Origin of the sequence: Sphingobacterium sp. xlx-96 (assembly GCF_011007365.1) — a bacterium.
Classification (GTDB): Bacteria; Bacteroidota; Bacteroidia; order Sphingobacteriales; family Sphingobacteriaceae; genus Sphingobacterium; species Sphingobacterium luzhongxinii.
Window position 1 is genome coordinate 55959 of record NZ_WFKM01000007.1, and the last position, 24351, is coordinate 80309.

Genomic DNA, 24351 nt, shown 5'->3' on the forward strand with positions numbered 1-24351 from the left:
TGCGTTTTTTGTTTTATTTTTAGCGAAGTAATCTGAATTTTTGATAAATAACGCAAGTTGTAGATGAATAGATCTTTAGTTATAAGGTTTTTACCTATGGTATTCTTGACGCTGCTTAGTTCAGTGTTGTTTTCTTGTAATGCGCAGAATCAAACCAAGAAGTCGGGTGATTCAAGAACAGTGGAAGACTCCAGTGCCAGTAATAACATTTTGCCTGCGGCAGATCAACTGACAGCTTACTTACCCTTGTTGAACGGTAAAAAGGTTGGCCTTATGGGCAATCAAACTTCTATTGTGGGAGCAGCAAAAGAACACCTCGTAGACGTATTGTTACGTGAGAAGGTGGATCTCAAATTTGGCTTTGCTCCAGAGCATGGATTCCGTGGTGATATTGAACGTGGTGAAAAAGTAAGTAATGATAAGGACTCGAAGACAGGTCTTCCGTTATATACGCTATATGGAGGGAATGAAAAGCAGGATTCTATCGTAGAGTCTGTAGATGTCATGATTTTCGATTTGCAGGATGTAGGAGCTCGCTTTTATACGTATATAACTTCATTACATCGTGTGATGGAATTGTGTGCTAAACATAATAAGGAACTCATTGTATTGGATCGACCCAATCCTTGTGGTGATCAGGTGGACGGGCCTGTGCGTAAGGATGATAAATTTAAGTCTAATGTATCCTACCATAAGATAGCAATGGTACATGGTCTTACTGTAGGTGAACTCGCTAATATGATCAACGGTGAGAAATGGCTCGAACAGGGGCGTCAATGTAAGGTGACTGTTATCCCTGTGAAAAACTGGGATCATTCCAAGATGTATGATCTACCTGTTATTCCTTCGCCATCTTTGCCTAATCACTTGTCGGTACGATTATACGCCTCTTTATGCTTGTTCGAGGGGACAGAAATATCGGTAGGTCGTGGTACCGAGTGGCCGTTTCAGGTGGTAGGTTATGATAACCCTGTGTATGGCGATTTTAAATATACACCAGGTGAAAAAGCAGGTATGGTAAAGCACGTAGAAGGTAAAGGTAAAACTATGTATGGTCTTGATCTGCGTGGATTGGATGCAGACAAGCAAACATTCACCCTGAAGTATGTGTTAGATTTTTATAACAAGATGTCCGATAAGTCGAAGTTCTTCACAAGAGCAGAGTTCTTTGATAAACTTGCGGGTACGGATGAATTGCGGAAGCAGATTATAGCGGGCAAAACAGAAGATGAAATAAAAGCTTCCTGGCAACAGGAATTGACCGAATATAAGGAGATGCGCAAGAAGTATCTGCTATACAAAGATTTTGAATAAGGTTATAGGATTAGGTCTGCTTTTAGAAAGTAGGCCTTCCTAGATTATGAATTACGTAAACAAGTTTATTTTAATATGCTAAATATGAGAAATACTTTACTATTCTCTCTTGCATTAGGGCTGGCGGTGACGACAGTAGAAGCGAAAGCTTCGAAGGTATCCAATCCATCCAACCTTGCTGCAGCAACAGCCTATTCGTCCAATAGGTTGGTGCAAAATACGGTAACGGGTACTGTGTCTGATGCAAATGGACCGATGCCGGGAGTAACTGTATCGGTAGTAGAAGTACCAGGATCGACTCGAACTGATGCTAATGGTCAATTTAAGATTAGTGCAGCATTAGGATCTACTTTACGGTTTTCTAGTGTGGGATATCTTTCTCAGGACATCAAGGTTGTAGGGAATACCCTTAACGTAGAATTGAAAGAGGAGGATAATGCTCTGGAGGAAGTTGTTATTGTCGGTTACGGTACGCAAAAGAAAGCGCATTTGACAGGGGCTGTATCTTCTATCAATGTAGAAGAAGTAATGGGAAGTAGACCGGTGTCGGATGTGGGACGAGGGATGCAGGGGACTATTCCTGGATTGTCTGTGGTAGTGCCTTCTGGAGAAGTTGGTTCAGATCCTATTATGAAGATACGTGGACAGGTAGCTTCGATAGAAGGTAGCAATAGTCCGCTTATTTTGGTGGATAACGTGGAGATACCAAGTATAAATTTGGTAAATCCAAATGATATAGAAAGTGTAACAGTGCTGAAAGATGCGGCTTCTTCTTCTATTTATGGAGCAAAAGCTGCCTTTGGTGTCATCTTGATCACGACCAAAAAGGGATCGAAGACAGATACGCATAATGTGACTTATTCAAATAATTTGTCTCTGCAATCCCCGTTTAAAGATATCGATATCGCAGGGATAGATGGTTTGGAATATACTTTAGAGGCACATGAGAATATGAAATCTTCGGGCCCTGCCGGCGGTTTTTGGCGTCTCAATAGAGAGAGTTTTGAAAAAATCAAAGAGTGGCAGCAAAAGTGGGGTGAAATTGTCGGTGATCAAGACCCAATCGTTTACGGTAGAGACTGGTATTATGAAGGAGGCGAAAAATATGGCTTGCGCCTTTATAATCCTGCTGGCGTAATGGTGAAGGATAATGCTTTTTCTCACTTGCACAATCTTGGGTTAAATGGTAAATCAGGTAATACAAACTATAACCTAGGTGTCGGATTTTTAGGACAACAGGGGATGATGAAGCCTGCTAATCATGACGACTTTACCCGTTATAATGCAACACTGAGTTTGTCCACCAAAGTTACAGATTACCTGACCCTGAGGGGAGGAACTATGTATTCGGATGGTACCAAGCGTTATGCAAATTCGGCAACGGGTTTTGGTGCCGATCCATGGTTGTATCTATATCGTTGGTCTAGATTGTTTCCGATTGGAGCACAGGAGCATGGAAATGATGTGCGTGATCCGTACTTCGATACCAAGAATGCACATACGGCAAATAAAATAAACCGGTTTACTAATTTGAACTTGGGTACTACGGTTGATGTTATGGAGGGATGGGATCTGCAGATGGATTATGCTTATAGTACGGAAGCAAATACAAACTCTTCCTCTATGCCAACCTTTACAGGGGCATGGCACTGGTATGCACCAGTAGCGTGGAATGATGCCGAAGGAAATCGTGTTCGAGTGGATGAAAACGGAGTGCCTACGACGGATGGTACAGGAGATGTGGCTTATAGATTTCCTGTAGAAACCTACATAGGTAAGGATAAGAGTAACATCTACAGAAGATCTTTTAATTCGAAGAGACATACTTTTAATGCCTTTTCAACATATAACAAGTCCTTGGATGGTGGGCATGATTTGAAATTTATGTTGGGTACCAATATGGTTTCATATTCTAATAAATTTGAATCGGCTCAGGCGTTCAATTTGATTAATGACGATAACCCTCAGTTTACCCTAGCAAATGGTAAGCAGGAAATAAAAGGGGGAGCGGACTGGAACACTCAGGTGGGCTTTTTTGGTCGGGCCAATTATTCTTTTAAAGATAGGTATTTGTTTGAAGCCAACTTGCGCTATGATGGAACTTCGATCTTTCCAAAGGACTTGCGTTGGCGTTGGTACCCTTCCGTATCTGCGGGTTGGGTGATGTCTAATGAGAGCTTTATGGATGGTGTTTCGAATGTGCTGACTTTCGCTAAGTTGCGTGGTTCATGGGGTAACATCGGTGATCAGTCAGTCCCTAATGGACTTTATAATCCTTCATTGGGCGAGGTAGTGAAGAGTAACTGGCTCGATGGATTAGGCTTGCCTTATTATCAAGTAGGTACTCCTAGAGCTGTGGCTCAAGGTATGACTTGGCAAGATATAGAACACTCAAATATAGGTGTGGATTTACGTTTGTTTAATAAGTTTGGTGTTGTTTTTGAGTGGTTCGAACGCAAAACCAAGAATATGATTGTCTCTGGTGAGTCTCTACCTAATTCCTTTGGTGCAGTAGCTCCAAAAGGAAACTATGGTAACCTTAGGACGCGTGGATGGGAGCTTAATTTTGATTATAAGCATCGCTTTGAAAATGGGTTGGGTATTAATTTGAATGCAAACTTAGCCGATGCTGTTACCGTCATTACTAAGGGAACAGATTGGAATCGGCCTTGGGAAGAGCGTTTGTTGAATACGATATACTCCACAGGTAGACGTTATGGAGATATTTATGGGTATGTGACCGACAGACTCTACCAAAAGGAGGATTTTGTATATGATGCAGATGGTAATCATATAAAAACGACCATAATCCATGAAGGTACAGCTAAAGAGACGCATTTAATGGCTGGCGATAATCCGATTTACCAGACATTCTTTGAAGATGGTAACGGTATTATGATTATGAGTCCTGGGGATGTGAAATTTGTAGATGTGAATGGAGATGGTTATATCACGGATGGTGATAAGACTAATGGAAATCCAGGTGATAAGGTTGTAATCGGTAACTCAACCCCGCGCTACGAATATGGTTTTCGGTTAGGTGCTGACTATAAGGGGTTTGATCTTTCAGTTTTCTTACAAGGTGTAGGTCAGCGACAAATATGGGGCTCTGGACAGCTAGCAATACCTGGATTCCATGTGAAAGATGGCGCGATGCCTCAGGCCATAGCTGGAGATTTCTGGAAAGAAGATCGCACAGATGCTTTTTATCCACGTGCTTGGCATTTGGGAGGAGCAGACGAGGGCTATGTGATGAGACCTCAAACTCGATATTTGCTTGATATGTCCTATTTTAAAATTAAGAATATCACATTTGGATACGCGGTGCCGGAAAATATTTTGCGGAATGTAAAGCTGAAGAATGCTAGAATTTATGTGTCTTTGGAAAACTTCTTTACGTTTGATAATCTTAGAGGATTACCTATTGATCCTGAAACAATTTCTGGGAATAGCATGTTGAGAGGCAATAATGAGTATAATTTGGGGCGTACAGGGACAGGTAACCCTTCCTTCAAGTCGGCATCAATGGGTATTCAGATAGGTTTATAATCTTAAATACAATTATTATGAAATACTTATATAGTTTATATATCGCCTTAGGGGCACTTATGTTTACGAGCTGTCAAAAGTTCTTGGATCGCCCTGAATTGACGGAGCTTAATGATGAAACGGCTTGGACGACCGAAGAGAACGTACGCTTGTATGCAACAAAGTTTTATGATCAGTTGTTTAAGGGGTATGGAAAAGGTTTTGATAATGACAGTACGTTGTTGTTGGGAAATATTTTTAACGACAACGTACTTCAGTTAGGTCGACAAACAGAGTTTACAAGAGCTGTACCAGTAAGTAGTATTTGGCATTATGGTACAATCAGGTCCTTAAATGTGATGATTAACCGTGTTGAAGGACAAATGAAAAATGTGCTGAACGAGGAATCTTTTAATCACTGGACTGGTGTAGGTCGTTTTTTTAGAGGGTTGCGTTATTCGGATCTTGTTTTCAAGTTTGGAGATATCCCTTATTATGACCAGGTAATTGGTGATAAGGATTACGATCAGTTGTATAAGGACAGAACGCCACGTAATGAAGTAATGGATGGTGTTTATGAGGATCTGAAGTATGCGATGGACAATGTACGCCTGAATGATGGAGCACAAAATGTGAATAGATATATTGTTGCAGGCTTTGTTAGTAGGATTGCATTAATGGAAGGTACTTGGCAAAAGTATTACTATAACAATAATGAGCGTGCGAAGAGGTTTCTAGAACTCGGACTTACAGCAGCAGAGTTTGTAATTAATAGCGGTAGATATGATATTACTATGGATTATCGCTCGCAGTTTACTTCTGAGGATCTAAGAGGTGTTAAGGATGTTTTACTTTATAGACAATATGACGAGGTCGCGGATGTCCGTCATACAATCATCTCTTTGCATAATCTCGCGGAGAGTGTGAATTATGGGCCGACTACAGATCTAGTAAAGTCTTATGTTTGTACAGATGGTACAGTTTGGCAGAACTCTGCGGTAGCTGATGCGGATGATTTTACAACAACGAACCTCTTCAAAACGAGGGATTCCCGTTTTGAGGCTTCATTTCACGATAAGCCGACAATTCGTAATAAAGCATCCTTACTTTATATTACAAAGTTCTTGCCTAGAGAAGTCGAAGCACGTGTAGCTGCTGGGGGCGCGCCTGGTATTGAGTATTCAGGTACTAATAATACGACGGATGCTCCAATACTGCGCTATGCTGAGGTTTTGTTAAACTGGATTGAAATAAAGGCTGAACTTGCTACATTGGGAGGGGCGGCAGTGTCTCAATCGGATTTGGATAATTCTATTAATAAGATAAGAGACCGTCCATTGGCACCAGAAGCTGTAGCTAAAGGGGTGACTAAAACTGCGGATTTGACTTTGGGTACTCTGCCAATAGATCCTCAGCGTGACGTAACAGTAACTCCATTATTATGGGAGATTCGTAGAGAGCGCCGTATGGAGATGCTTTTTGAGCACTCTAGGTTGGAAGATTTGAAACGTTGGTCTAAGTTGGCTTATATGGACACGAAGCAGAACCCTGACCTGTTGTCTGGCGGATGGGTTAATTTTAAAACGGAAATGCCTGCGAACGAGTTGAAGACTGGGGTGTCGGTAGTGAAGTTGAATGGCCAGATCGAGGTCTTTAATAGCGCCGACCCTAATAGTGGAGATAAGATGATTGGTTTTTATCGCTATGTTGAGAATACGGATAGACAACCTTTTTTGAATCAATCGAATGTCAATCCATATTTGGCTCCTGTCGGCAGAAACCAGATCAACGAGTATAAAACGCGAGGTTACGTGCTGTCGCAGACCGAGGGTTGGGGAGGAAATTAATATAAACCAAAAAGAGATGAAAATGAAATTGAAATCATATATCGGTAAGGCCGTATTGGCGACATTCGTCGGTACAACCTTGTTCGCTTGTTCGGATGATTTTCCTGAGAATGTGAGCTCTGATAAGTATACAGATCTAAAATCTATTAAAATTACGAACGCAGGTGCTAGCGGTACAGAGGTTTTGGAGGGGGTTATTAATGAAGATACCAAGGTGATCAGTTTTCCTCGGGTTGATACACTTTCGGACTTTTCAAGTCTTCGTTTTGAAGCTGTAACTTCTGAAGGCGCAGCCTTGGAAAAAAGTGTTTTTACTATACCTTATGAGAGTGGTGATACGGAGACAGATGTTATTCTGAAAGTAACCAATAATCCTAGATTTAAAGAATACAGAGCGGCAATTCGTTTTAAGGTGCCTGTATATGGAGCTAATTTTGCAACTCCGACGGTATTCGATTACTCCGAGAATGAATTGGGTAATCCTGTTTATGAAGCCTTCTCAGGTCTTTTAACTAGAGGTTCTGGCTTTGATGGAGAGTACGTTTTGGTGGTCCGGAGAGATTCTCCAAAAGGTACGCCTCATGTTCTAAAGGTGTCTGATCTTAAAGCTGGTGTCATTAAAAAGATGTTCTTAGATATGACCGGAGTCGCTGGTGGAACATTTGATGTGAGTGCTGGAGGACAAGTGAATGGACACTCTTATATAGTTAACCTGTCAACTAGTCAGGCTCAAGCTGTGAGCTTGTATCACTGGGCTAGCCCTACAGCTGCTGCGGAAAAAATTGCTTCAATCGATGTTTCAACTGTACCAGGGGCCGGGAGTCGGCATGGTGACAACTTTTCTATTAATCTAGATAATCAGGGAAATGGATATGCATTTTTATCTACTACAGATGTACAGATATTGCGTTTAAAGATCGAGAACTACTCTAAGGTTACGGAGACTACTGTGTTGACAGCAAAAAACAAGTATGGACAATGGGCTGCCTATAACCAGGTAGGGGATGATCAATACTTGTTATCAGGACATGATCAGGCTTTGTCGTTGGTGAATTCTGGAGCATCCGCTTCATACACGTTAAATAAGACTTCCTTGCCTGGGGGATCTGGTGTTGCCCGTGTTATCGATTTCAACGGCACGCGTTATTTGATGACTGTAACGGTTCCTAGAGGAGCGCCGAATGGAGTGAATTCTACTATTCGTATCTATGACATTTCTAAGGGAGCTAATCTTGCAGATGCTTTGACCGCATTTGAGCAAGGGGATAAGAAAGTATTGTTTGAGTATGTCATTGCTAATGGTACGAATGCAGCGCCAGGTACACAATCTGGATATAAGGTTCATAAGGATGCTGAAGGTAAGGATAATAAGCTGGTTATCTATGCAGCAAGTGCGAATGCAGGATTTGCAATTATCGAGTTTCCGGTAAATGTTGTTGAGGATTAATTGACTTAATACGTTTAGATATAATGTTGGAGGGCTCATATACGTTAAATTTATGAGCCCTCTCGTTGTTTAATATAGTGAAATTATGAGAAGATTATTAGTTTATAGCTGTTGGTTTCTGGGCCTTGCTATCTTTTTAAACAGTTGTGGTAAAGATTCAGGGAGTACACCTACTCCTGAACCAGAGCCTCCTGTGTCTACAGGATTGAAGTTCCCTAAAAAGGAAATGCGTGCGGCTTGGTTCGCATCAGTATGGTCTTTGGATTGGCCGCAAAAGGAGGTGGGTGAAGCAGCACAGAAGCAGAAGTACACCCGAATGTTAGATAGTTTGCAGACTTTGAAGTTTAACACGGTTATTTTCCAGGTAAAAGGAATGGCCGATGCCTTCTATAATTCGCCTTACGAACCTTGGTCTGCAGCAATATCAGGTACAAGAGGTGTTGACCCAGGTTATGACATATTGAAGTTTTTAATCGATGAAACGCATGCTCGAGGGATGGAGTTTCATGCCTGGATGAACCCCTATCGCATAGCTACGCGGGCTGAGGAGACGAATACGTTTGCTCCATTACCTCATACCATTCCTGCTTCTTGGGTGATTGATCTTCCTAAAATTCGGATCTATAATCCTGCGATGCCCGAAGTGAGAGAACGGCTTAATAATATCGTGAGAGATTTAATTCAGAAATTTGATGTAGACGGTATACACTTTGATGATTATTTCTATCCATCTGGATTTTCATATAATGATGATGCAGACTATGCTAAGTATGGAGCGGCTTATCCAAGAAAAGAAGACTTTAGAAGGGGTAACGTAGATAAGGCTATTGAAGGTGTGTATAAGACTATTTTGGCAACAAAGCCACAGGTTGTTTTCTCTGTATCTCCGGCGGCAAGCCGTTCTTATAATTTTAACACCATGTTTGCTGACGTCCCGAAATGGACAGCGGCAGGTTGGGTCGATGTTTTAATCCCGCAGCTGTATCAAGAGATAGGTAATCAGTATAACCCTTTTGAAGGTAACCTTTCTGATTGGGCCTCAGTAAGAGGTAAGGCACAGTTGGTGATTGGGCATGGGCTTTATAAATTTGGTGATAACAAGCAGGCAGCCGCTTTTCAGAGTACAGTCGAGTTAGTAAAGCAGATTGACCTGGTACGTAAGAATAAATTTACGGTAGGCTCTGGGATGTATTCTGCACGTGACGTCATGGCCAATAAAATCGGTGTAGCAGATAAGCTGAAAGAGTTGTACAACAGTGATGCAGTAATACCGTTTGCAGGACGTGAGGTGGCTCCTAAGCCGGCTGTGCCAACAAATTTGGTGCTTAATGGTAGTGAGCTAAGTTGGACGGTTACAGGATCAAATCTGAAAACCGTAGTTTACCATTTCTCGGATCTTAAAGCAACCGGTAAGGTTGTCGGGGTTACTAGCAACTCGAAAATGAATGTGACAGAGAAAGGATTTTACTGTGTTACTACAATTAATGTAGATAATCTGGAGAGTACGGCTACTACAACAATAGAAAAGAAGTAGTTTTTTTTAAGAGAGCCTGATACAGTAGACTGACTCAGGCTTTTTTTAGTGTTATTTGTTATGAAATATCTATGTAGCGCAGACTGCATAAACACAAATGAATATAGTTTGGATATTCCATATGACCATTAAAAGTCAAATTATACACATATGAAATATACTTCTTTTTTAGCAGTTTTGCTATTTTCCTTCTTATTTGATGGAAATGCCCAGACTCCTTTCAAATTTGCGCAAGTGACCGATACCCATGTTGGGGGGCATACAGGCGCTGATGACCTGCGGCGTACCGTAGCCGACCTTAATAAACAAATGGGTATAGATTTCGTGATTCTCTCGGGAGATATTACCGAGTTTGGATCGGATGAGGAACTGGCATTGGCTAAACAAATATTAGATAGTTTGCAGCTCCCGTTATATATTATCCCAGGAAATCATGATAGTAACTGGTCTGAAAGTGGAGCAAATTCCTTTCGCAAAGTTTTTGGTGGAGAGACTTTCTTTTTCGAACATAAGGGTTATCAATTTATGGGTACCACCTCGGGACCAAATATGCGGATGAGCCCCGGACAGATACCTCGTGAAAACTTGGTGTGGGTTGACTCGGTTTTTAAAGCAAATGTAGACCCAAGTAAACCTTTAATTTCAATCAATCATTATCCTTTGGACTCTTCGTTGAATAACTGGTTTGAGCTTACGGACCGCTTACAACAACGGAATGTACAATTGGCTTTGTGTGGTCATGGGCATACCAATAAACTGTACAATTGGGACGATATCCCGGGGGTAATGGCTCGCTCCAATCTTCGGGCCAAAGAGGATGTCGGCGGATATAATATTGTTACGCTTACGGGTGACTCGGTATTTTTTCAGGTACGCAAACCGAATGTTGGTACAGCGGACTATTGGTTGAAATTGCCGCTCCAAAAGGTGGTTTTTAAAAATCAATACGCTCGTCCATCTTACGCTGTGAATACGAATACAAAAGCTAAATTGGTTTGGGAGTATCAGGATCACGGTGATATTGGCGCAGGTATTAGTTCAGAAGGCCAGCGTATTTTTACGGCCAATACGGTTGGGGAGGTGTATGCGTTGGATCTTAATAGCGGTAAAAAGATATGGTCATTTAAGACGGGAGGGAAGGTGTATGCTACACCGGAAGTCTATAAAGGTATTGTAGTCGTAGGGTCTACAGATCACCATATCTACGGATTAGATGCCAAAACTGGAATAAAAAAATGGACAGTTCAAGCAAATAAGGCCGTATTAGGAACAGCCTCAATAGCGGAAGGAAATGCTTACCTAGGTGACTCGGATGGGAAATTTCGTTGCATTCGTATATCCGATGGGAAAGTCCTATGGACGTTTAATGAGGTAAAAGGGTACGTATCTACTAAACCAACGATTGCTGATGGTAAGGTCATTTTCGGAAGTTGGCAAAATGGTTTCTATGCGCTGGATCTGAAAACAGGAGCTAAGGTATGGGATTGGAGTAGTGGCGCGACGAACCGGATGTTTTCGGCAGCGGCTTGCTATCCTGTCGTGGCTAATAATAGGGTTTTTATTGTGGCACCGGATCGCTTTATGACTGCGTTGGATTTGAAAACGGGCCAGCAGGTATGGCGAGAGAAGAAGGATGGCGTCAAAGTGCGGGAATCGATGGGATTATCGCCGGATGGTAAGTTCGTTTATGCCAAAACGATGGACGGGGAACTTATCGGTGTTTCGGTCTTTAAAAATAATATGAGTGTAGATTGGAAATCGAAGTTGGATTTGCCCTACGAGCTAACGCCAACAGCGATTTATAGCAGTAAAAAGGCAGTATTTGTCCCTAGTCATTCGGGATTGCTATCGGCAGTGGAACCTAGTTCGGGGCAAGTATTGTGGCAATATAAAATTTCAAATGGAATGATTAATCCACCACTGCTGCTCAAGGATAAAATTGTAGCCAGTACCATGGACGGTAAGATCGTGATGCTAAAGTATTAATGGTCGATTATTAATTGTGAATGATATTCAAATGAGATTATTTTGTTTAACCTTTTATTTTATTCTCTTGTCTATCCTTGCGAAAGGACAAGGACAGAGCTGGATAAGAATCAATCAATTGGGATATCTTCCTGATGGAAAGAAAAATGCTGTTTGGGTGAATAAGGGAGACCGCGATATTCGTTCGTTTGAGGTGGTCAATGCTAAAAGTAATAAAGTAGCCCTCAAAGGGAAGCTTAAAGATAATTTCGGTGCATATGGTCCCTTTACCAAAGGGCATCGGATAGATTTTTCCGGTTTAACAAGTCACGGCGAATATTATATCCGTACAGATGATGGGACAGAGTCTCCTCGTTTCAAAATTGACCCAGATGTATATAAAGGTACCGCAGATTTTACCCTACGCTATATGCGACAACAACGTACATTGTTTAATCCATATTTAAAAGACAGTTGCCACACCCATGATGGATTTACGATGTATGCGTCTTCGGTAGGGATGCCTGATAGCACACGTGTCGATGTGGGAGGGGGATGGCATGATGCATCCGATTACTTACAGTATGCCACTACGTCGGCGAACGCCACTTATCACTTATTGGCTGCGTACCGCGACTACCCAGCAGCTTTTTCGGATGAGAAGCAGGCAAATGGATTGGATGGTAGCAATGGTATTGCTGATGTATTGGACGAAGCAAAATGGGGATTAGATTGGTTAGTTAAAATGCATCCGGAACCGCATATCATGTTTAATCAAATCGCGGATGATAGGGATCATACTTCGTTAAGGCTCCCAGGCCAGGACTCCTTATATGGTAGAGGACATGAGCGGCCGGTATATTTTATCGATGGGAAGCCTCAACAGCGGGGCAAATTTTTCAATAATACGACTGGAACAAGTTCAACTGCAGCGAAGTTTGTCAGTGCGTTTGGACTGGGGTACGACTTGTTCAAGGAAGATGAAAGTGATTATGCGGCTGTCTTGAAGATGAAGGCTAAGACAGCTTATGAATACGCCCATCTTATACCTGGTGTGACTCAAACTGTTTCCGTAAAGTCGCCTTACATCTATGCAGAGGATAATTGGGTCGATGATATGGAGCTTGCGGAAGCTTGGATGTACCGATTGAGTGCGGACAAGAAGCATATTGATTTAGGACTGGGGTACGCTAAAGAGGAGGATGTGACACCATGGATGAAAAGAGATACAGCAAACCATTATCAGTATTATCCATTTATAAATCTAGGGCACTATGAGTTGGCGAAGGCTGCTGGTGAAAATGGGAAAAAACAACTAATGCGCTATTATAAAGAAGGGATTGAGGAGGTGTGGAATAGAGCAAAAGAGAATGTGTTTTACAGAGGTGTACCTTTTATCTGGTGTAGTAATAACCTGACTACGGCATTTACTATTCAATGCCTTTGGTATAAAGAGCTATCTGGCGACACCCAATACGAAGAATTGGAACAGGCTAATTTTGATTGGTTATTTGGTGTGAATCCTTGGGGAACCAGCATGGTATACGGTTTGCCCGCAGATGGTGATACCCCAATAGATCCTCATTCTGCATTCACGTATTTACATAAGTATCCTATTGATGGGGGGCTGGTAGATGGTCCAGTATATACAAATACCTATAAAAATCTGATTGGTATAAAATTAACTAAGCCGGATGATTATGCCGATTTTCAGAGTGATCTGGCTGTTTATCACGATGATTTTGGAGATTACAGTACCAATGAACCGACCATGGATGGCACGGCATCTCTGGTGTATTTACTTTCTGCAAAAGAAGCAGAAACAAAAAAAAAACGACCATCGGGTCGAAAATAGAAAACGTAAAAACTACTGATGTATTCGGAGCAACTGTGCGTGGAGACAGTACAGTCCGAGAGGTCAGTCTGGTGTTTACAGGGGATGAATTTAGAGATGGGCTGCCTGTTATTGCGAAAGTGATTAAAAGCAAAAAGGTAAAAGCATCTTTTTTTGTTACAGGTCGATTTCTGGAAGACAAAAAAAGTGCGAGAATAATCAGGAAGCTCATTAGACAGGGACACTATGTAGGGCCGCATTCAGATCAACATCTGCTCTATATGCCATGGGAGGATCGAAACAAGCTATTAGTGACTAAGGGGGAATTTGTGAAGGATATCAAAAGAAATATGGATCGGATAGAAGAGCTCGGAGGGAAAAATATAGACAAGTTTATTCCACCTTATGAGTGGTATAATGCTGTAATTGTGAAATGGGCTAAGGAGTTAGGGTTGGGAACTTATAACTTTACGCCCGGATTGAGAACAGCTACGGATTATACTTATCCCGAAATGGGCGATCGGTATTGGACTACAGACCAGATTTTGAATCAGGTATATAAGTACGAAAGAAGCAAAGGCATTAATGGTTACATCATTTTAGTGCACCTCGGTACGGATCGCCGCCGTCAGGATAAATTATACAACAAACTGGGGGAATTAATTGAGGAGATTCGCTCAAAAAACTATAAATTCGTGGCACTGTAAAAATTATAACTGCGTTTTTTTGCATGTTTTTTAAAAAAGTAGCATATTTACGAAATGTTACCAGGTATGACTATATTTTCGGAACCGATGATAAATACAACAGAGAAAGATTCTAATTACCAAGATCTCGACAAAATGTCGGTTCTTGAATTGCTTAATAATATAAATAAGGAAGATAAAACTGTTCCTTTGGCAGTAGAGAAGTCCATACCACAGATCGAATCGCTTGTAAAGGTGGCTGTGGAACGCATGAAAAATGGAGGAAGGTTATTTTATATTGGTGCGGGTACGAGTGGACGCCTAGGTATATTAGATGCTTCGGAATGTCCTCCAACCTACGGGGTTCCTTTTGATTGGGTTATTGGTCTTATTGCTGGAGGCGACACTGCTATCCGCAAGGCTGTAGAATTTGCGGAAGATGACATGGAGCAGGCTTGGATAGATCTGGAAGAATATGCCGTCAATTCTAATGACGTAGTGATCGGAATTGCAGCGTCTGGAGGGACACCTTATGTAATCGGTGGCTTAGAGAAAGCCAATGAAAAAGGTATAGCCACTGGCTGTATTGTGTGTAATGGCAATTCGCCGATAGCAGCTCGCGCTCAATATCCGGTCGAGGTTATTGTAGGGCCAGAATTTGTTACAGGATCTACCCGAATGAAGGCTGGAACAGCACAAAAACTGGTGCTTAATATGATAAGTACCTCGGTGATGATACAGCTAGGTAGGGTCAAAGGAAATAAAATGGTTGACATGCAGTTGTCAAATCATAAACTCGTTGCTAGAGGAGTGCGTATGGTTATGGCAGAGACCGGGGCTGATGAAGATACTGCTACAGCGCTATTGGAAGAGTTTGGAAATGTGCGTAAAGCGATTGAAGCTTTTAGATCGGAAAAACAGCTATAACAAATACCTAAACATATGTCACCTATCATCTTATTGTCTTTTTTAGTTGTCTATTTCGGCGTACTTCTGGCAGTGTCGCATTTTACCTCAAGGGGATCGGCCGACAATTCCACTTTTTTTGTTGCAAATCGTAACTCAAAATGGTACATGGTGGCTTTCGGTATGATCGGTACAGCGCTGTCCGGAGTGACTTTTATTTCCGTACCGGGCGCAGTAGGCGCATCCAATTTTAGTTATTTTCAGTTTGTCCTGGGGAATGCTGTCGGCTTCGTCATTATTGCGTATGTCTTATTGCCGCTTTATTACAGGATGAATCTGACTTCCATCTATACTTATCTCGAAGAACGATTTGGACATATGACGTACAAGACAGGAGCAGCTATTTTTTTAGTGTCACGTACGATTGGGTCGGCTTTTAGGTTGTATCTGGTAGCGATTGTGCTTCAGCATTTTATTTTCGATGCCTGGAATATTCCTTTTGCGATAACAGTTGTTATTTGTTTGCTCCTTATTTGGTTGTATACGAATAAGGGTGGTTTGAAAACCATTATTGTTACAGATACGTTGCAGACGACGTTTTTGATTACAGCAGTAATCCTCTCGATCTATTTTATGGCCAAAGGCCTTGATTTTGGTGTGGTGGATACATTTGAGGCTGTTAAAGAAAGCTCCTATTCCAAAATTTTCTTTTGGGATGATTTTGTGGGAAGTAAAGCTAACTTTTGGAAGCAGTTCTTGGGGGGGGTATTTGTTACGATAGCTATGACGGGACTTGATCAAGATTTAATGCAGAAGAACCTATCTATGGGTACGATAAAAGAGGCGCAAAAAAACATGATCACCTTCACCAGTGTATTTGTCGTCATCAACATTTTTTTTCTTGCAGTAGGCGCTTTATTGTATATCTACGCAGAGAAAAACGGAATTGATATATCCACATTAGCTACTAGAGATTACCTGTATCCCGAAATTGCGCTGAATCATTTGGCGATTTTACCGGCGATCATCTTTATGATGGGATTGACTGCGGCTACCTTTGCAACGACAGATTCGGCGTTGACAGCATTAACGACTTCTTATTGTGTAGACTTTTTGAATTTTAATAAAAAGGAAAATCCGAATGATCCAGTCTTGGTGAAAAGGAGAAATCTTGTCCATTTTGGATTTTCGGTATTGATGCTTATCGTTATTTTAGTATTCAGACTGATCAATAATGATTCCGTAGTAAATGCTATTTTTACGGCAGCGAGTTATACTTATGGTCCTTTGTTGGGATTGTTTACTTTTGGGATGTTAACCAAACGTGCAGTTAATGATAAGCTTGTTCCTTATATATGTATATTGTCGCCATTGATTTTATTTTTGCTTAATACCTATGTGATATCAGTCTACACACCCTATATAATAGGATTAGATTTGATAATCCATAACGGATTGATCACATTCTTGCTATTGCTTATAACATCACCAGGAAGGGCGACAGAAAAGGCGCTATCGCACAAGTAGTTCTACTTTTTTGTTGATACGAAGGAAGACCTTCAAAGCAGGTTTTTAACTGTTTTGAAGGTCTTTTGTATTATAAAGGTTTTGGAGTTCTTCTTTTTTAACCTTTAATAACAGCGATTCCCCACATAGAATTGATATTATCAGTATCTTTATCGTGGACGTTATAAGGATGAGTCCCTCAGAGTACAGTTTTTTTGAATATTATTAGAATATGTATCATCTAGTTGAAGACACTATCGCTGCAATTCGCCGTAAAATAGGCGATTTTGTGCCTGAATTTGGGATTATATTAGGTACGGGATTAGGAAAACTTGTTGATGAGATCGAAATAGTCCACCAGATCATGTATGCAAATATCCCTAATTTTCCGATTTCGACAGTAGAATTCCACTCGGGTAAACTTATTTTCGGTACCCTGAATGGTCGAAATGTCGTCGCTATGCAGGGAAGGTTACACTTTTATGAGGGGTATAATATGCAGGAGGTTACTTTTCCTGTGCGTGTGATGAAGGTGCTTGGAATTCAGAAGCTGTTTGTTTCAAATGCCTCCGGTTCCTTGAATCCAGAGATTAGAAAAGGAGATGTCGGTATAATTGAAGACCATATTAACCTATTGCCGGATAACCCATTAAGAGGGGCGAATGATCATAGCTTTGGACCTAGATTTCCGGATATGAGCGCACCTTATGATCGATTAATGACGGCGCAAGGGCTTGCTATTGCCGATCGTCTAAATATAAAAGCACACCGTGCGGTGTATGTTTCGACACCAGGTCCAAACTTGGAAACACGAGCTGAGTATCGCTATATGCGTACTATAGGTGGTGATATTGTAGGCATGAGTACGGTTCCCGAAGTGATTGTCGCTAATCACATGCGATTGCCTGTATTTGCTATCTCAGTAATTACAGATGAGGGATTTCATGCAGATCTAAAACCTGTTTCTCTTCAGGAGATTGTACGCGTTGCTGCAGAGGCTGAGCCGAAAATGACGGCTATTTTAAAAGAATTAATTGCCATGCAGTAAAATCTAATTTATCCTTTATTTTTGCAGGTATATTTAAAACAGATTCATGAATAGTTGCTTACGTAATGCCTTTGTTATCTTAATACTTTTGGTGTCTTTCTTTAAAGGGGGGGCGCAGGAAGATGAAGGTTTTAGTAGTGCCTTGGATTCTGCCCGTGCATTGGAAGATAATAAAAAGGACTCTGTGGTGTTTTCGGCAAGATATATCAGGTATGCTACGCTTAATATGTTAAAGTATGCCACATCTACCAAGCAAATCGATACTACGCATCATAATTTTCAATATTTTAACAAACAAAACTTGCCATGGGATCCCAGTATAAACTTAGGTTCATATGGTTTAGCAACTCGTGATTTACTGTTTACACCCGATAAAAATATAGGCTTTCAGCCCGGGTTTCACGCTTTAGAGCGGTATTTGTTCACCTCGGATTCTGTAACCTACTACCGTGCTCGGGCAAGATTTTCGGAGCTTTATGCTGTTGGATTCTTTTTTGACGATCAGGTTTTTAGAGCAAAGTTGGCCCAAAATATAAATCCACTCTGGAATATAGGAGCCGAATACCATGCGACAAATACAGATGGTTATTATTTGAATCAGAAGTATTCAGATCGTAAAGGGGCAGTTTTTTCTTGGTACGAATCGCCCAGTAGGCGTTATAATATGATTACAAATTTTACATTCAACAAGTTGGATGCGACAGAAAATGGATCTATTGTTAATGATACTGTATTTAGGGACCCTAAAGTGGGAGCATTATACAGTGTGCCAGTTCGGTTAAAGGGACAACAAGCCAATAGGCCCTATAACAAGTGGAATGATTATGGTGTTTTTTTAAGACAGTCTTATTACTTGGGGCGGTTAGACACCTTGCATAATGGACAGCCGGAGATGGAGATCCATCCTACTAATGCAATCGCACATAATACTTCATTCCGTCAGCGAAAGTATATCTTCTTCAAAAATGAATCGGATAGAGAGGGAGCGTTCCCTTTTGGAACAGCAGAATTGGTGCGGGACACAACCAGCATAACTACGATCAGCAATGAATTTACATACTCTTTCTATCTCCGCAATAAATCGTTGTTGAAAAATGAAGCTAAGTTAAATCTCGGTTTTCAAAATGATCTCATATGGTATAAAGATAGTCTCACGAGTGATTTTTTTCAGAATAGTACGGTGAAAGGGGAACTGACTTATAAATTTAGTGACCGTGTGAATGTACGGATAGCAGGGGACCAAATTGTTGTAGGAAAGAACTTTGGAGACTTTCTCTATGAGGCCAACGCAGATATAGAAATAGGCGATAAAATAGGTAAAGTATCACTTGGTGCTTATAGTCAGAATAAGTCTCCTGAAATGGTGTTTGATCGAATGAACTATACGTATCATCAATGGTCGAATGAATTTGACAAGACCAAGACACAGAATGTTTCCTTTATGTATAGCAACAAGCTTTTAGGTTTTAGTGGAAAAGCAGAATATTTTCTGATGAATAAATACCTTTACTTTAAAGAAGTTGATAATCCTGATAACGATGAGCGCTTAGACCGGGTTATCACACCTGCACAAACAGGCAATCTGAACCTATTGAAAGTTACCGTTGCTCAAAATTTCAAATTGGGCGCCTGGAGTCTCGACAATAAGGTGGTCTATCAGAAGTCTGATGCGATGGATGTGTTGATGACGCCAGAGTTATATACGTGGCATAGCTTCTATTATAGCGGGTTTTGGTATAATGTTCTAGATTTTAGAATCGGTACCGATGTGCGCTTTAATACACCGTTTAGAAGCCCTTCTTATGCTATTAATGCGGGTCAGTTTTATTACGATAATACTGGGATAGAGTTTTCCACTTATCCAATAGTAGACTTTTGGATTACAGCAAACATTCAACGTGTTAATCTGTTTGTGAGCAACAATTTTACCAATCAATATATAGCGCCTAAAGGATATTATACAGTTAGGAGATACCCAATGAACCCCGCTAATTTTAGATTTGGGGTTTCGTGGAAGTTTTACGATTAAAATTATCTGATTGTTTTTTAGTATCTTGTGATATTAATGGTGAAAAATGTTTATGAAATGTTTTGAAAATAGAAATTTAGGCCTATATTTGCACACGCAATCAGGGAAACAGATTGTGAGTTCTTAAAGATAAAAAATATGGAGAATTAGCTCAGCTGGTTCAGAGCACCTGCCTTACAAGCAGGGGGTCACTGGTTCGAACCCAGTATTCTCCACATAGAGTCTCGGAGGATTAGCTCAGCTGGTTCAGAGCACCTGCCTTACAAGCAGGGGGTCACTGGTTCGAACCCAGTATCCTCCACATATTGAGCATCAAGTAATTGGTGCTTTTTTTTTTAAATAGAAAATAATTTTGGGGGTTTAGCTCAGTTGGTTTAGAGCACTACCTCGACAAGGTAGGGGTCACTGGTTCGAGCCCAGTAATCCCCACAAAATTCAAAAGCATCAGTCATCTGATGCTTTTTTTTTGAATACTTCTCCTCTTCTTCATGCGTGGTGCTGTTCCTTCTCCTTTTTTATGACCATGAAGTTCGTGTTATTTCAACAAAATAGCCTATTTGTTTTTTTTGAAGATGAAGAATTAAAATTTGAAGATGAAGAATTAAAATTTGAAGATGAAGAATTAAAATTTTCTTAACTATCTGAAAATGATAAGTTAATCTTTCTTTTCTTTATTTGTATTAATCAACTATGAAGAGAGAAGTAGACTTGGTCGTTTTGTCCGACCTGCATTTAGGGACCTATGGCTGTAGAGCCAAGGAAGTACTGCATTATCTGTACTCCATAAAACCATCCAAACTGATCTTGAATGGCGATATAATAGATATTTGGCAGTTTAAGAAAAGCTATTTTCCGGATCAGCACCTTCGTGTCATTAAATATCTCTTTGATATGGCCTATCAAGGGACAGAGTTGATCTATGTTACGGGTAATCATGATGAGATGCTTCGTAAGTTTTCGGATATCAGTTTTGGGAATATCAAGTTGGTGGACAAGCTGGTGTTGCATTTGGGAGATAAGAAAGCCTGGGTATTTCATGGGGATGTATTTGATGCGTCTGTACAGCATTCCAAATGGCTAGCCAAATTGGGCGGGTGGGGCTATGATATGCTTATTCGATTGAATAATCTTATTAATTGGTGCTTGAATAGACTGGGGCGTGAGAAGTATTCATTATCAAAAAGGATTAAAAACTCTGTAAAAAAAGCGGTCAAATTTATTGGAGATTTTGAACATACAGCGTCGGAGCTTGCTATAGAGGGTCACTATGATTATGTAATCTGCGGTCATATCCACCAACCACAGATCCGTACCGTCGAAACAAAAAAGGGAAAATGTGTCTATATGAATTCCGGTGATTGGATTGAAAATCTCTCTGCATTGGAATATAATAACCACGAATGGACCATGTTTCACTATGAGGAGCAAAAAGATACCTTGGGCAAGTACCCGCTGCACGAGTCTCCTTTATCCTACACTTTAGATGGTCTTTTGGATAGGATAAAGGTCGGGCTCTAATTTGCTAGAATCGAATAATCTCCTCAATCTGCTCCTGTACGAATTGATAGGTACTATCTTCAGCAAAGTCTCCTCCTTGACTTAGCTCGCTTTGGATGCTCGGGATATGGATCTTAAGGGGCATGACATGCATCCGCATATAATTACAAACGCCGGTAAAGTGATCTACACCTCGGATATTTCCGTATTTTCCGGTTGATACTCCTACAAGAGCGGCTTTTTTGTGGTAGAAGGAAACAGGGTAAGCACAGGCATCAATGAAAGTTTTTAATACTCCGGGGTAGCTACCGTTGTATTCTGGAATAATAAAGACAAATTTCTGTGCCTTCGATACCAATTCTTGAATTGGAGCGAAAGCTGTGGAACGTTTGCCGTATAGATCTGTAAACAATATGTCGTGTGGAAGATCTATTAATGATAGAATTTGCCAATCTTCTCCTTTCTTACCCAACTCTTTTTTGTAATATTCTGCGACTTTTAACGAGTTACTACCCAGTCGATTTGTTCCCGAAATAATTAAATTCATTGTAATGTTGCTACTTATAATAATCAATCAACGAGTTTTTCAAATCGTAAATCAATTTTTTGTATCTTAGCATCCTGAGTAATAGTACCAGGAAGTTCTCAAATTTAGTAATTTTAACATCATTTAAACATTTCTTTAGTAATAGGAATGTATTTTTGAATGGAGAACAATTCTTGAAAACAAAAATTGTAAAAGGTTCGGTATCTCATGGGAAAAATAATTGCAATAGCAAATCAAAAAGGTGGCGTAGGGAAGACAACAACTTCGATAAATTTGGCAGCGAGTTTAGCTGTTTTGGAGTACAAGACGCTTTTAGTGGATGCTGATCCACAGGCAAACTCTACTTCAGGGATAGGTTTTGATCCCCGAAATATCAAAGCTAGCGTCTACGAATGTTTGGTTAATGATCTGGATCCTCGTGAGGCTATACAGGCTACAGATACACCCTATTTAGATCTTTTGCCAGCACATATTGATTTAGTAGGGGCGGAAATTGAGATGATTAATCTTCATGAGCGTGAGTACAAAATGAAGAAAATGCTGGGTGAAATCAAAGATGATTATGATTTTATCATCATAGATTGTTCGCCGTCCCTGGGTTTGATTACGATCAATGCATTGACAGGATCTGATTCGGTGATTATTCCGGTACAGTGTGAATATTTTGCGCTTGAAGGACTTGGCAAATTATTAAATACTATAAAAATTGTTCAAAATAGATTAAATACCGACTTAGAAATCGAGGGAATCCTATTGACGATGTATGATGTGCGTTTACGCCTATCCAATCAGGTAGTCGAAGAGGTACGTACACATTTTACGGATCTGGTTTTCGAGACTATTATACAACGTAATACACGATTAAGTGAAGCCCCTAGTTTTGGGATTTCTGTGATCATGCATGATGCTTCGTGTAAAGGAGCTGTGAATTACTTGAATCTAGCACGTGAGATCTTGCAGAAAAATGGTTTGGTTGAACATAATAAAGAAAAAGCGATCGTATAAGAATGGCAGCATTACAACGTAAAACAGGGTTAGGTAAAGGCTTAGGTGCTTTGTTGCAGGATGATTTGAAAGATTCACCGGCTGCTCCCCCAAAAGAGAGCGGCGAAGTGTCGGGGTCTGCGGCGGGAAGTATCAATTTTATTAAGGTCGAGCAAATTACGGTCAATCCTTTTCAGCCCCGTACTGATTTTGATGAGGAAGCATTAAAGGAGTTATCGGAGTCTATTCAACTTCAGGGATTAATACAGCCCATTACGGTACGTCAGGTCAGCAAAAATCAGTATCAGCTGATCAGTGGAGAACGTCGTTTACGTGCTTCCAAACTAGCGGGTATTACTGATATTCCAGCCTATGTGCGTACAGCCAATGACCAACAGATGTTGGAAATGGCGTTGATTGAAAATATTCAACGGGAGAATCTAAATGCAATTGAAGTCGCATTGAGTTTTCAACGGATGATCGAAGAATGTAATTTAAAGCAGGAGGAACTGGGAGACCGTGTTTCTAAAAACCGTTCTACCGTGACAAATTACCTGAGATTACTGAAGCTTCCCCCAGCTATACAAGCTGGTATCCGGGACGGACAGATTTCTATGGGACATGCACGTGCCTTGATTAACGTTGGAGAAATTGATAAACAGTTGTTCGTCTTTCAGGAGATTATCGAGAAGGGGCTTTCTGTGCGTATGACAGAAATTCTTGTTCGTAATATCCAAGAGCAATCAAAGCCAAAGAAAAACCAAAACGTCGGCAAACAATTGGATTTCCAATATCAGAAGATTGAAGATGATTTGGCATCTAGATTTTCTACCCGGGTTCGTTTAAACCTGAAAAATAGCCGTGGCAAAGGAGCAATCGAAATACCATTTGATTCTGAAGATGATTTGAGTCGTATCTTAGAACTGCTTGACTGGTAATGTCGAAGATATTCGTAGTTATATTTTTCTTACTATTGGCACAGGGCACCTATGCCCAGGTAGATTCTACCCGTGTGCTTAAGGATTCGATAAAGCTAGCTTTAGACAGCGTTGCTCCACAGACTTCTGTAAAAAAAGAAACACGGAAGGAGCGTAAAGAGCGAGAAAAAGCTGAAAAGGAACGCGCCAAATATTATTATAAGGATATTCTTAAAGATTCGACACGATTGGCCATCGAAGAGATCTCCCGAGTGGCATGGCGGAGATCGGCTATAGCACCTGGTTGGGGGCAAATAACGAATGGTGGTCGCTGGGTGTGGGTCAAGTTGCCTATTATTTATGGTGGTTTTATAACAGCCTATTTCGTGTTTGATTACTGGAATTATTATTATAAGATGTTTGCCAAAGAGGCCGCTTATCGGATCGATAATGGTGAAGATAAGCAAAATTTGGATCTCCAATACCTTAGTACAACAGGAATTATCCAGCAAAAAGACAACTTTAGGCGAAATCGTGATATGACGATCCTAATTACCGCGGTATGGTGGGCGGGGAATGTAATAGAAGCATATACCGATTCCATGCTGCGCAACCGGTATAATATAGGTGATGATCTAACGGTTAAAATCAATCCGACATTTATGCCTACCCCGACATTGGCTTATCAACGTAATTTTGCAAATTATTTTACCCCAGGCATCAAATTGACATTTGCGATTAAATAATAAATGTTAATTTGGC

The 24351-nt window shown here is 40.7% G+C and carries 17 protein-coding genes and 3 tRNA genes; 19 read left to right on the plus strand and 1 reads right to left on the minus strand.

Translation table 11 applies throughout. The annotated features are described in order from the left end of the window. The first annotated feature begins 63 nt into the window (after positions 1 to 63). The 16 genes from G7B20_RS10510 to G7B20_RS10580 all read left to right on the plus strand — a co-directional run bounded on the left by G7B20_RS10510 (position 64) and on the right by G7B20_RS10580 (position 21162). Positions 64 to 1314, plus strand: a complete 1251-nt coding sequence (locus tag G7B20_RS10510) for an exo-beta-N-acetylmuramidase NamZ domain-containing protein (protein WP_205600211.1) — start codon at positions 64 to 66, stop codon at positions 1312 to 1314. A gap of 84 nt (positions 1315 to 1398) precedes the next feature. Further along, the gene (locus tag G7B20_RS10515) at positions 1399 to 4863 is read left to right on the plus strand and encodes a SusC/RagA family TonB-linked outer membrane protein (protein ID WP_164111009.1); all 3465 of its coding nucleotides are present in this window, start codon (positions 1399 to 1401) and stop codon (positions 4861 to 4863) included. Between the two features lie 17 nt (positions 4864 to 4880). Beyond that, positions 4881 to 6689, plus strand: coding sequence for a RagB/SusD family nutrient uptake outer membrane protein (locus G7B20_RS10520; protein WP_164111011.1), 1809 nt, complete (start codon positions 4881 to 4883; stop codon positions 6687 to 6689). Between the two features lie 22 nt (positions 6690 to 6711). After that, a complete protein-coding gene (locus G7B20_RS10525) occupies positions 6712 to 8136 on the plus strand; it encodes a DUF4623 domain-containing protein (protein WP_164111014.1) in 1425 nt (474 codons plus the stop codon). An 85-nt stretch (positions 8137 to 8221) separates the two neighbouring features. After that, the gene (locus G7B20_RS10530; protein WP_164111016.1) at positions 8222 to 9670 is read left to right on the plus strand and encodes a glycoside hydrolase family 10 protein; all 1449 of its coding nucleotides are present in this window, start codon (positions 8222 to 8224) and stop codon (positions 9668 to 9670) included. Between the two features lie 150 nt (positions 9671 to 9820). Beyond that, positions 9821 to 11656, plus strand: coding sequence for a PQQ-binding-like beta-propeller repeat protein (locus G7B20_RS10535; RefSeq protein WP_164111019.1), 1836 nt, complete (start codon positions 9821 to 9823; stop codon positions 11654 to 11656). A 31-nt stretch (positions 11657 to 11687) separates the two neighbouring features. Continuing rightward, positions 11688 to 13490, plus strand: coding sequence for a glycoside hydrolase family 9 protein (locus tag G7B20_RS10540; protein WP_240466002.1), 1803 nt, complete (start codon positions 11688 to 11690; stop codon positions 13488 to 13490). Positions 13491 to 13525: 35 nt separating this feature from the next. Then, positions 13526 to 14176 (plus strand): polysaccharide deacetylase family protein, encoded by a 651-nt coding sequence (locus G7B20_RS19475; protein ID WP_240466003.1) that lies wholly within the window; start codon positions 13526 to 13528, stop codon positions 14174 to 14176. Between the two features lie 87 nt (positions 14177 to 14263). Then, positions 14264 to 15082: an N-acetylmuramic acid 6-phosphate etherase gene (murQ, locus tag G7B20_RS10545; RefSeq protein WP_164111020.1), complete on the plus strand. Its 819-nt coding sequence runs from the start codon at positions 14264 to 14266 to the stop codon at positions 15080 to 15082. 15 nt (positions 15083 to 15097) lie between these two features. After that, complete coding sequence (locus tag G7B20_RS10550) at positions 15098 to 16588, plus strand: sodium:solute symporter (RefSeq protein WP_164111022.1); 1491 nt, start codon at positions 15098 to 15100, stop codon at positions 16586 to 16588. Between the two features lie 211 nt (positions 16589 to 16799). Then, complete coding sequence (locus G7B20_RS10555; protein ID WP_164111024.1) at positions 16800 to 17615, plus strand: purine-nucleoside phosphorylase; 816 nt, start codon at positions 16800 to 16802, stop codon at positions 17613 to 17615. 46 nt (positions 17616 to 17661) lie between these two features. Next, a complete protein-coding gene (locus G7B20_RS10560; RefSeq protein ID WP_164111025.1) occupies positions 17662 to 19644 on the plus strand; it encodes a putative porin in 1983 nt (660 codons plus the stop codon). A gap of 140 nt (positions 19645 to 19784) precedes the next feature. Further along, a tRNA-Val gene (locus G7B20_RS10565) sits at positions 19785 to 19859 on the plus strand. 11 nt (positions 19860 to 19870) lie between these two features. After that, positions 19871 to 19945 (plus strand) — tRNA-Val (locus tag G7B20_RS10570). A gap of 53 nt (positions 19946 to 19998) precedes the next feature. Beyond that, positions 19999 to 20073: transfer RNA gene (locus G7B20_RS10575), tRNA-Val, on the plus strand. Positions 20074 to 20334: 261 nt separating this feature from the next. Then, positions 20335 to 21162, plus strand: coding sequence for a UDP-2,3-diacylglucosamine diphosphatase (locus G7B20_RS10580; protein ID WP_164111028.1), 828 nt, complete (start codon positions 20335 to 20337; stop codon positions 21160 to 21162). Between the two features lie 4 nt (positions 21163 to 21166). On the opposite strand, the gene G7B20_RS10585 is transcribed toward G7B20_RS10580, so the two are convergent. Further along, entirely contained in the window at positions 21167 to 21688 is a 522-nt protein-coding gene (locus tag G7B20_RS10585) for an NADPH-dependent FMN reductase (protein WP_164111029.1), read from the minus strand. A 207-nt stretch (positions 21689 to 21895) separates the two neighbouring features. Here G7B20_RS10585 and G7B20_RS10590 point away from each other — a divergent pair, with 207 nt between their 5' ends. The 3 genes from G7B20_RS10590 to G7B20_RS10600 are packed head-to-tail and all read left to right on the plus strand — an operon-like array spanning position 21896 to position 24335. Then, a complete protein-coding gene (locus G7B20_RS10590; RefSeq protein WP_079642815.1) occupies positions 21896 to 22693 on the plus strand; it encodes a ParA family protein in 798 nt (265 codons plus the stop codon). A 2-nt stretch (positions 22694 to 22695) separates the two neighbouring features. Continuing rightward, on the plus strand, positions 22696 to 23610 hold the full coding sequence (locus G7B20_RS10595; protein WP_164111031.1) for a ParB/RepB/Spo0J family partition protein: 915 nt from the start codon (positions 22696 to 22698) through the stop codon (positions 23608 to 23610). Continuing rightward, complete coding sequence (locus G7B20_RS10600) at positions 23610 to 24335, plus strand: DUF5683 domain-containing protein (RefSeq protein WP_164111035.1); 726 nt, start codon at positions 23610 to 23612, stop codon at positions 24333 to 24335. The genes G7B20_RS10595 and G7B20_RS10600 overlap by 1 nt, the downstream gene beginning before the upstream one ends. Positions 24336 to 24351 lie beyond the last annotated feature (16 nt).

Bases quoted from the DNA above. Each gene is read 5' to 3' on its own strand.
- G7B20_RS10510 (WP_205600211.1), top strand. From the start codon at position 64: ATGAATAGATCTTTAGTTATAAGGTTTTTACCTATGGTATTCTTGACG.
- G7B20_RS10515 (WP_164111009.1), top strand. From the start codon at position 1,399: ATGAGAAATACTTTACTATTCTCTCTTGCATTAGGGCTGGCGGTGACG.
- G7B20_RS10520 (WP_164111011.1), top strand. From the start codon at position 4,881: ATGAAATACTTATATAGTTTATATATCGCCTTAGGGGCACTTATGTTT.
- G7B20_RS10525 (WP_164111014.1), top strand. From the start codon at position 6,712: ATGAAATTGAAATCATATATCGGTAAGGCCGTATTGGCGACATTCGTC.
- G7B20_RS10530 (WP_164111016.1), top strand. From the start codon at position 8,222: ATGAGAAGATTATTAGTTTATAGCTGTTGGTTTCTGGGCCTTGCTATC.
- G7B20_RS10535 (WP_164111019.1), top strand. From the start codon at position 9,821: ATGAAATATACTTCTTTTTTAGCAGTTTTGCTATTTTCCTTCTTATTT.
- G7B20_RS10540 (WP_240466002.1), top strand. From the start codon at position 11,688: ATGAGATTATTTTGTTTAACCTTTTATTTTATTCTCTTGTCTATCCTT.
- murQ (WP_164111020.1), top strand. From the start codon at position 14,264: ATGATAAATACAACAGAGAAAGATTCTAATTACCAAGATCTCGACAAA.
- G7B20_RS10550 (WP_164111022.1), top strand. From the start codon at position 15,098: ATGTCACCTATCATCTTATTGTCTTTTTTAGTTGTCTATTTCGGCGTA.
- G7B20_RS10555 (WP_164111024.1), top strand. From the start codon at position 16,800: ATGTATCATCTAGTTGAAGACACTATCGCTGCAATTCGCCGTAAAATA.
- G7B20_RS10560 (WP_164111025.1), top strand. From the start codon at position 17,662: ATGAATAGTTGCTTACGTAATGCCTTTGTTATCTTAATACTTTTGGTG.
- G7B20_RS10580 (WP_164111028.1), top strand. From the start codon at position 20,335: ATGAAGAGAGAAGTAGACTTGGTCGTTTTGTCCGACCTGCATTTAGGG.
- G7B20_RS10585 (WP_164111029.1), bottom strand. From the start codon at position 21,688: ATGAATTTAATTATTTCGGGAACAAATCGACTGGGTAGTAACTCGTTA.
- G7B20_RS10590 (WP_079642815.1), top strand. From the start codon at position 21,896: ATGGGAAAAATAATTGCAATAGCAAATCAAAAAGGTGGCGTAGGGAAG.
- G7B20_RS10595 (WP_164111031.1), top strand. From the start codon at position 22,696: ATGGCAGCATTACAACGTAAAACAGGGTTAGGTAAAGGCTTAGGTGCT.
- G7B20_RS10600 (WP_164111035.1), top strand. From the start codon at position 23,610: ATGTCGAAGATATTCGTAGTTATATTTTTCTTACTATTGGCACAGGGC.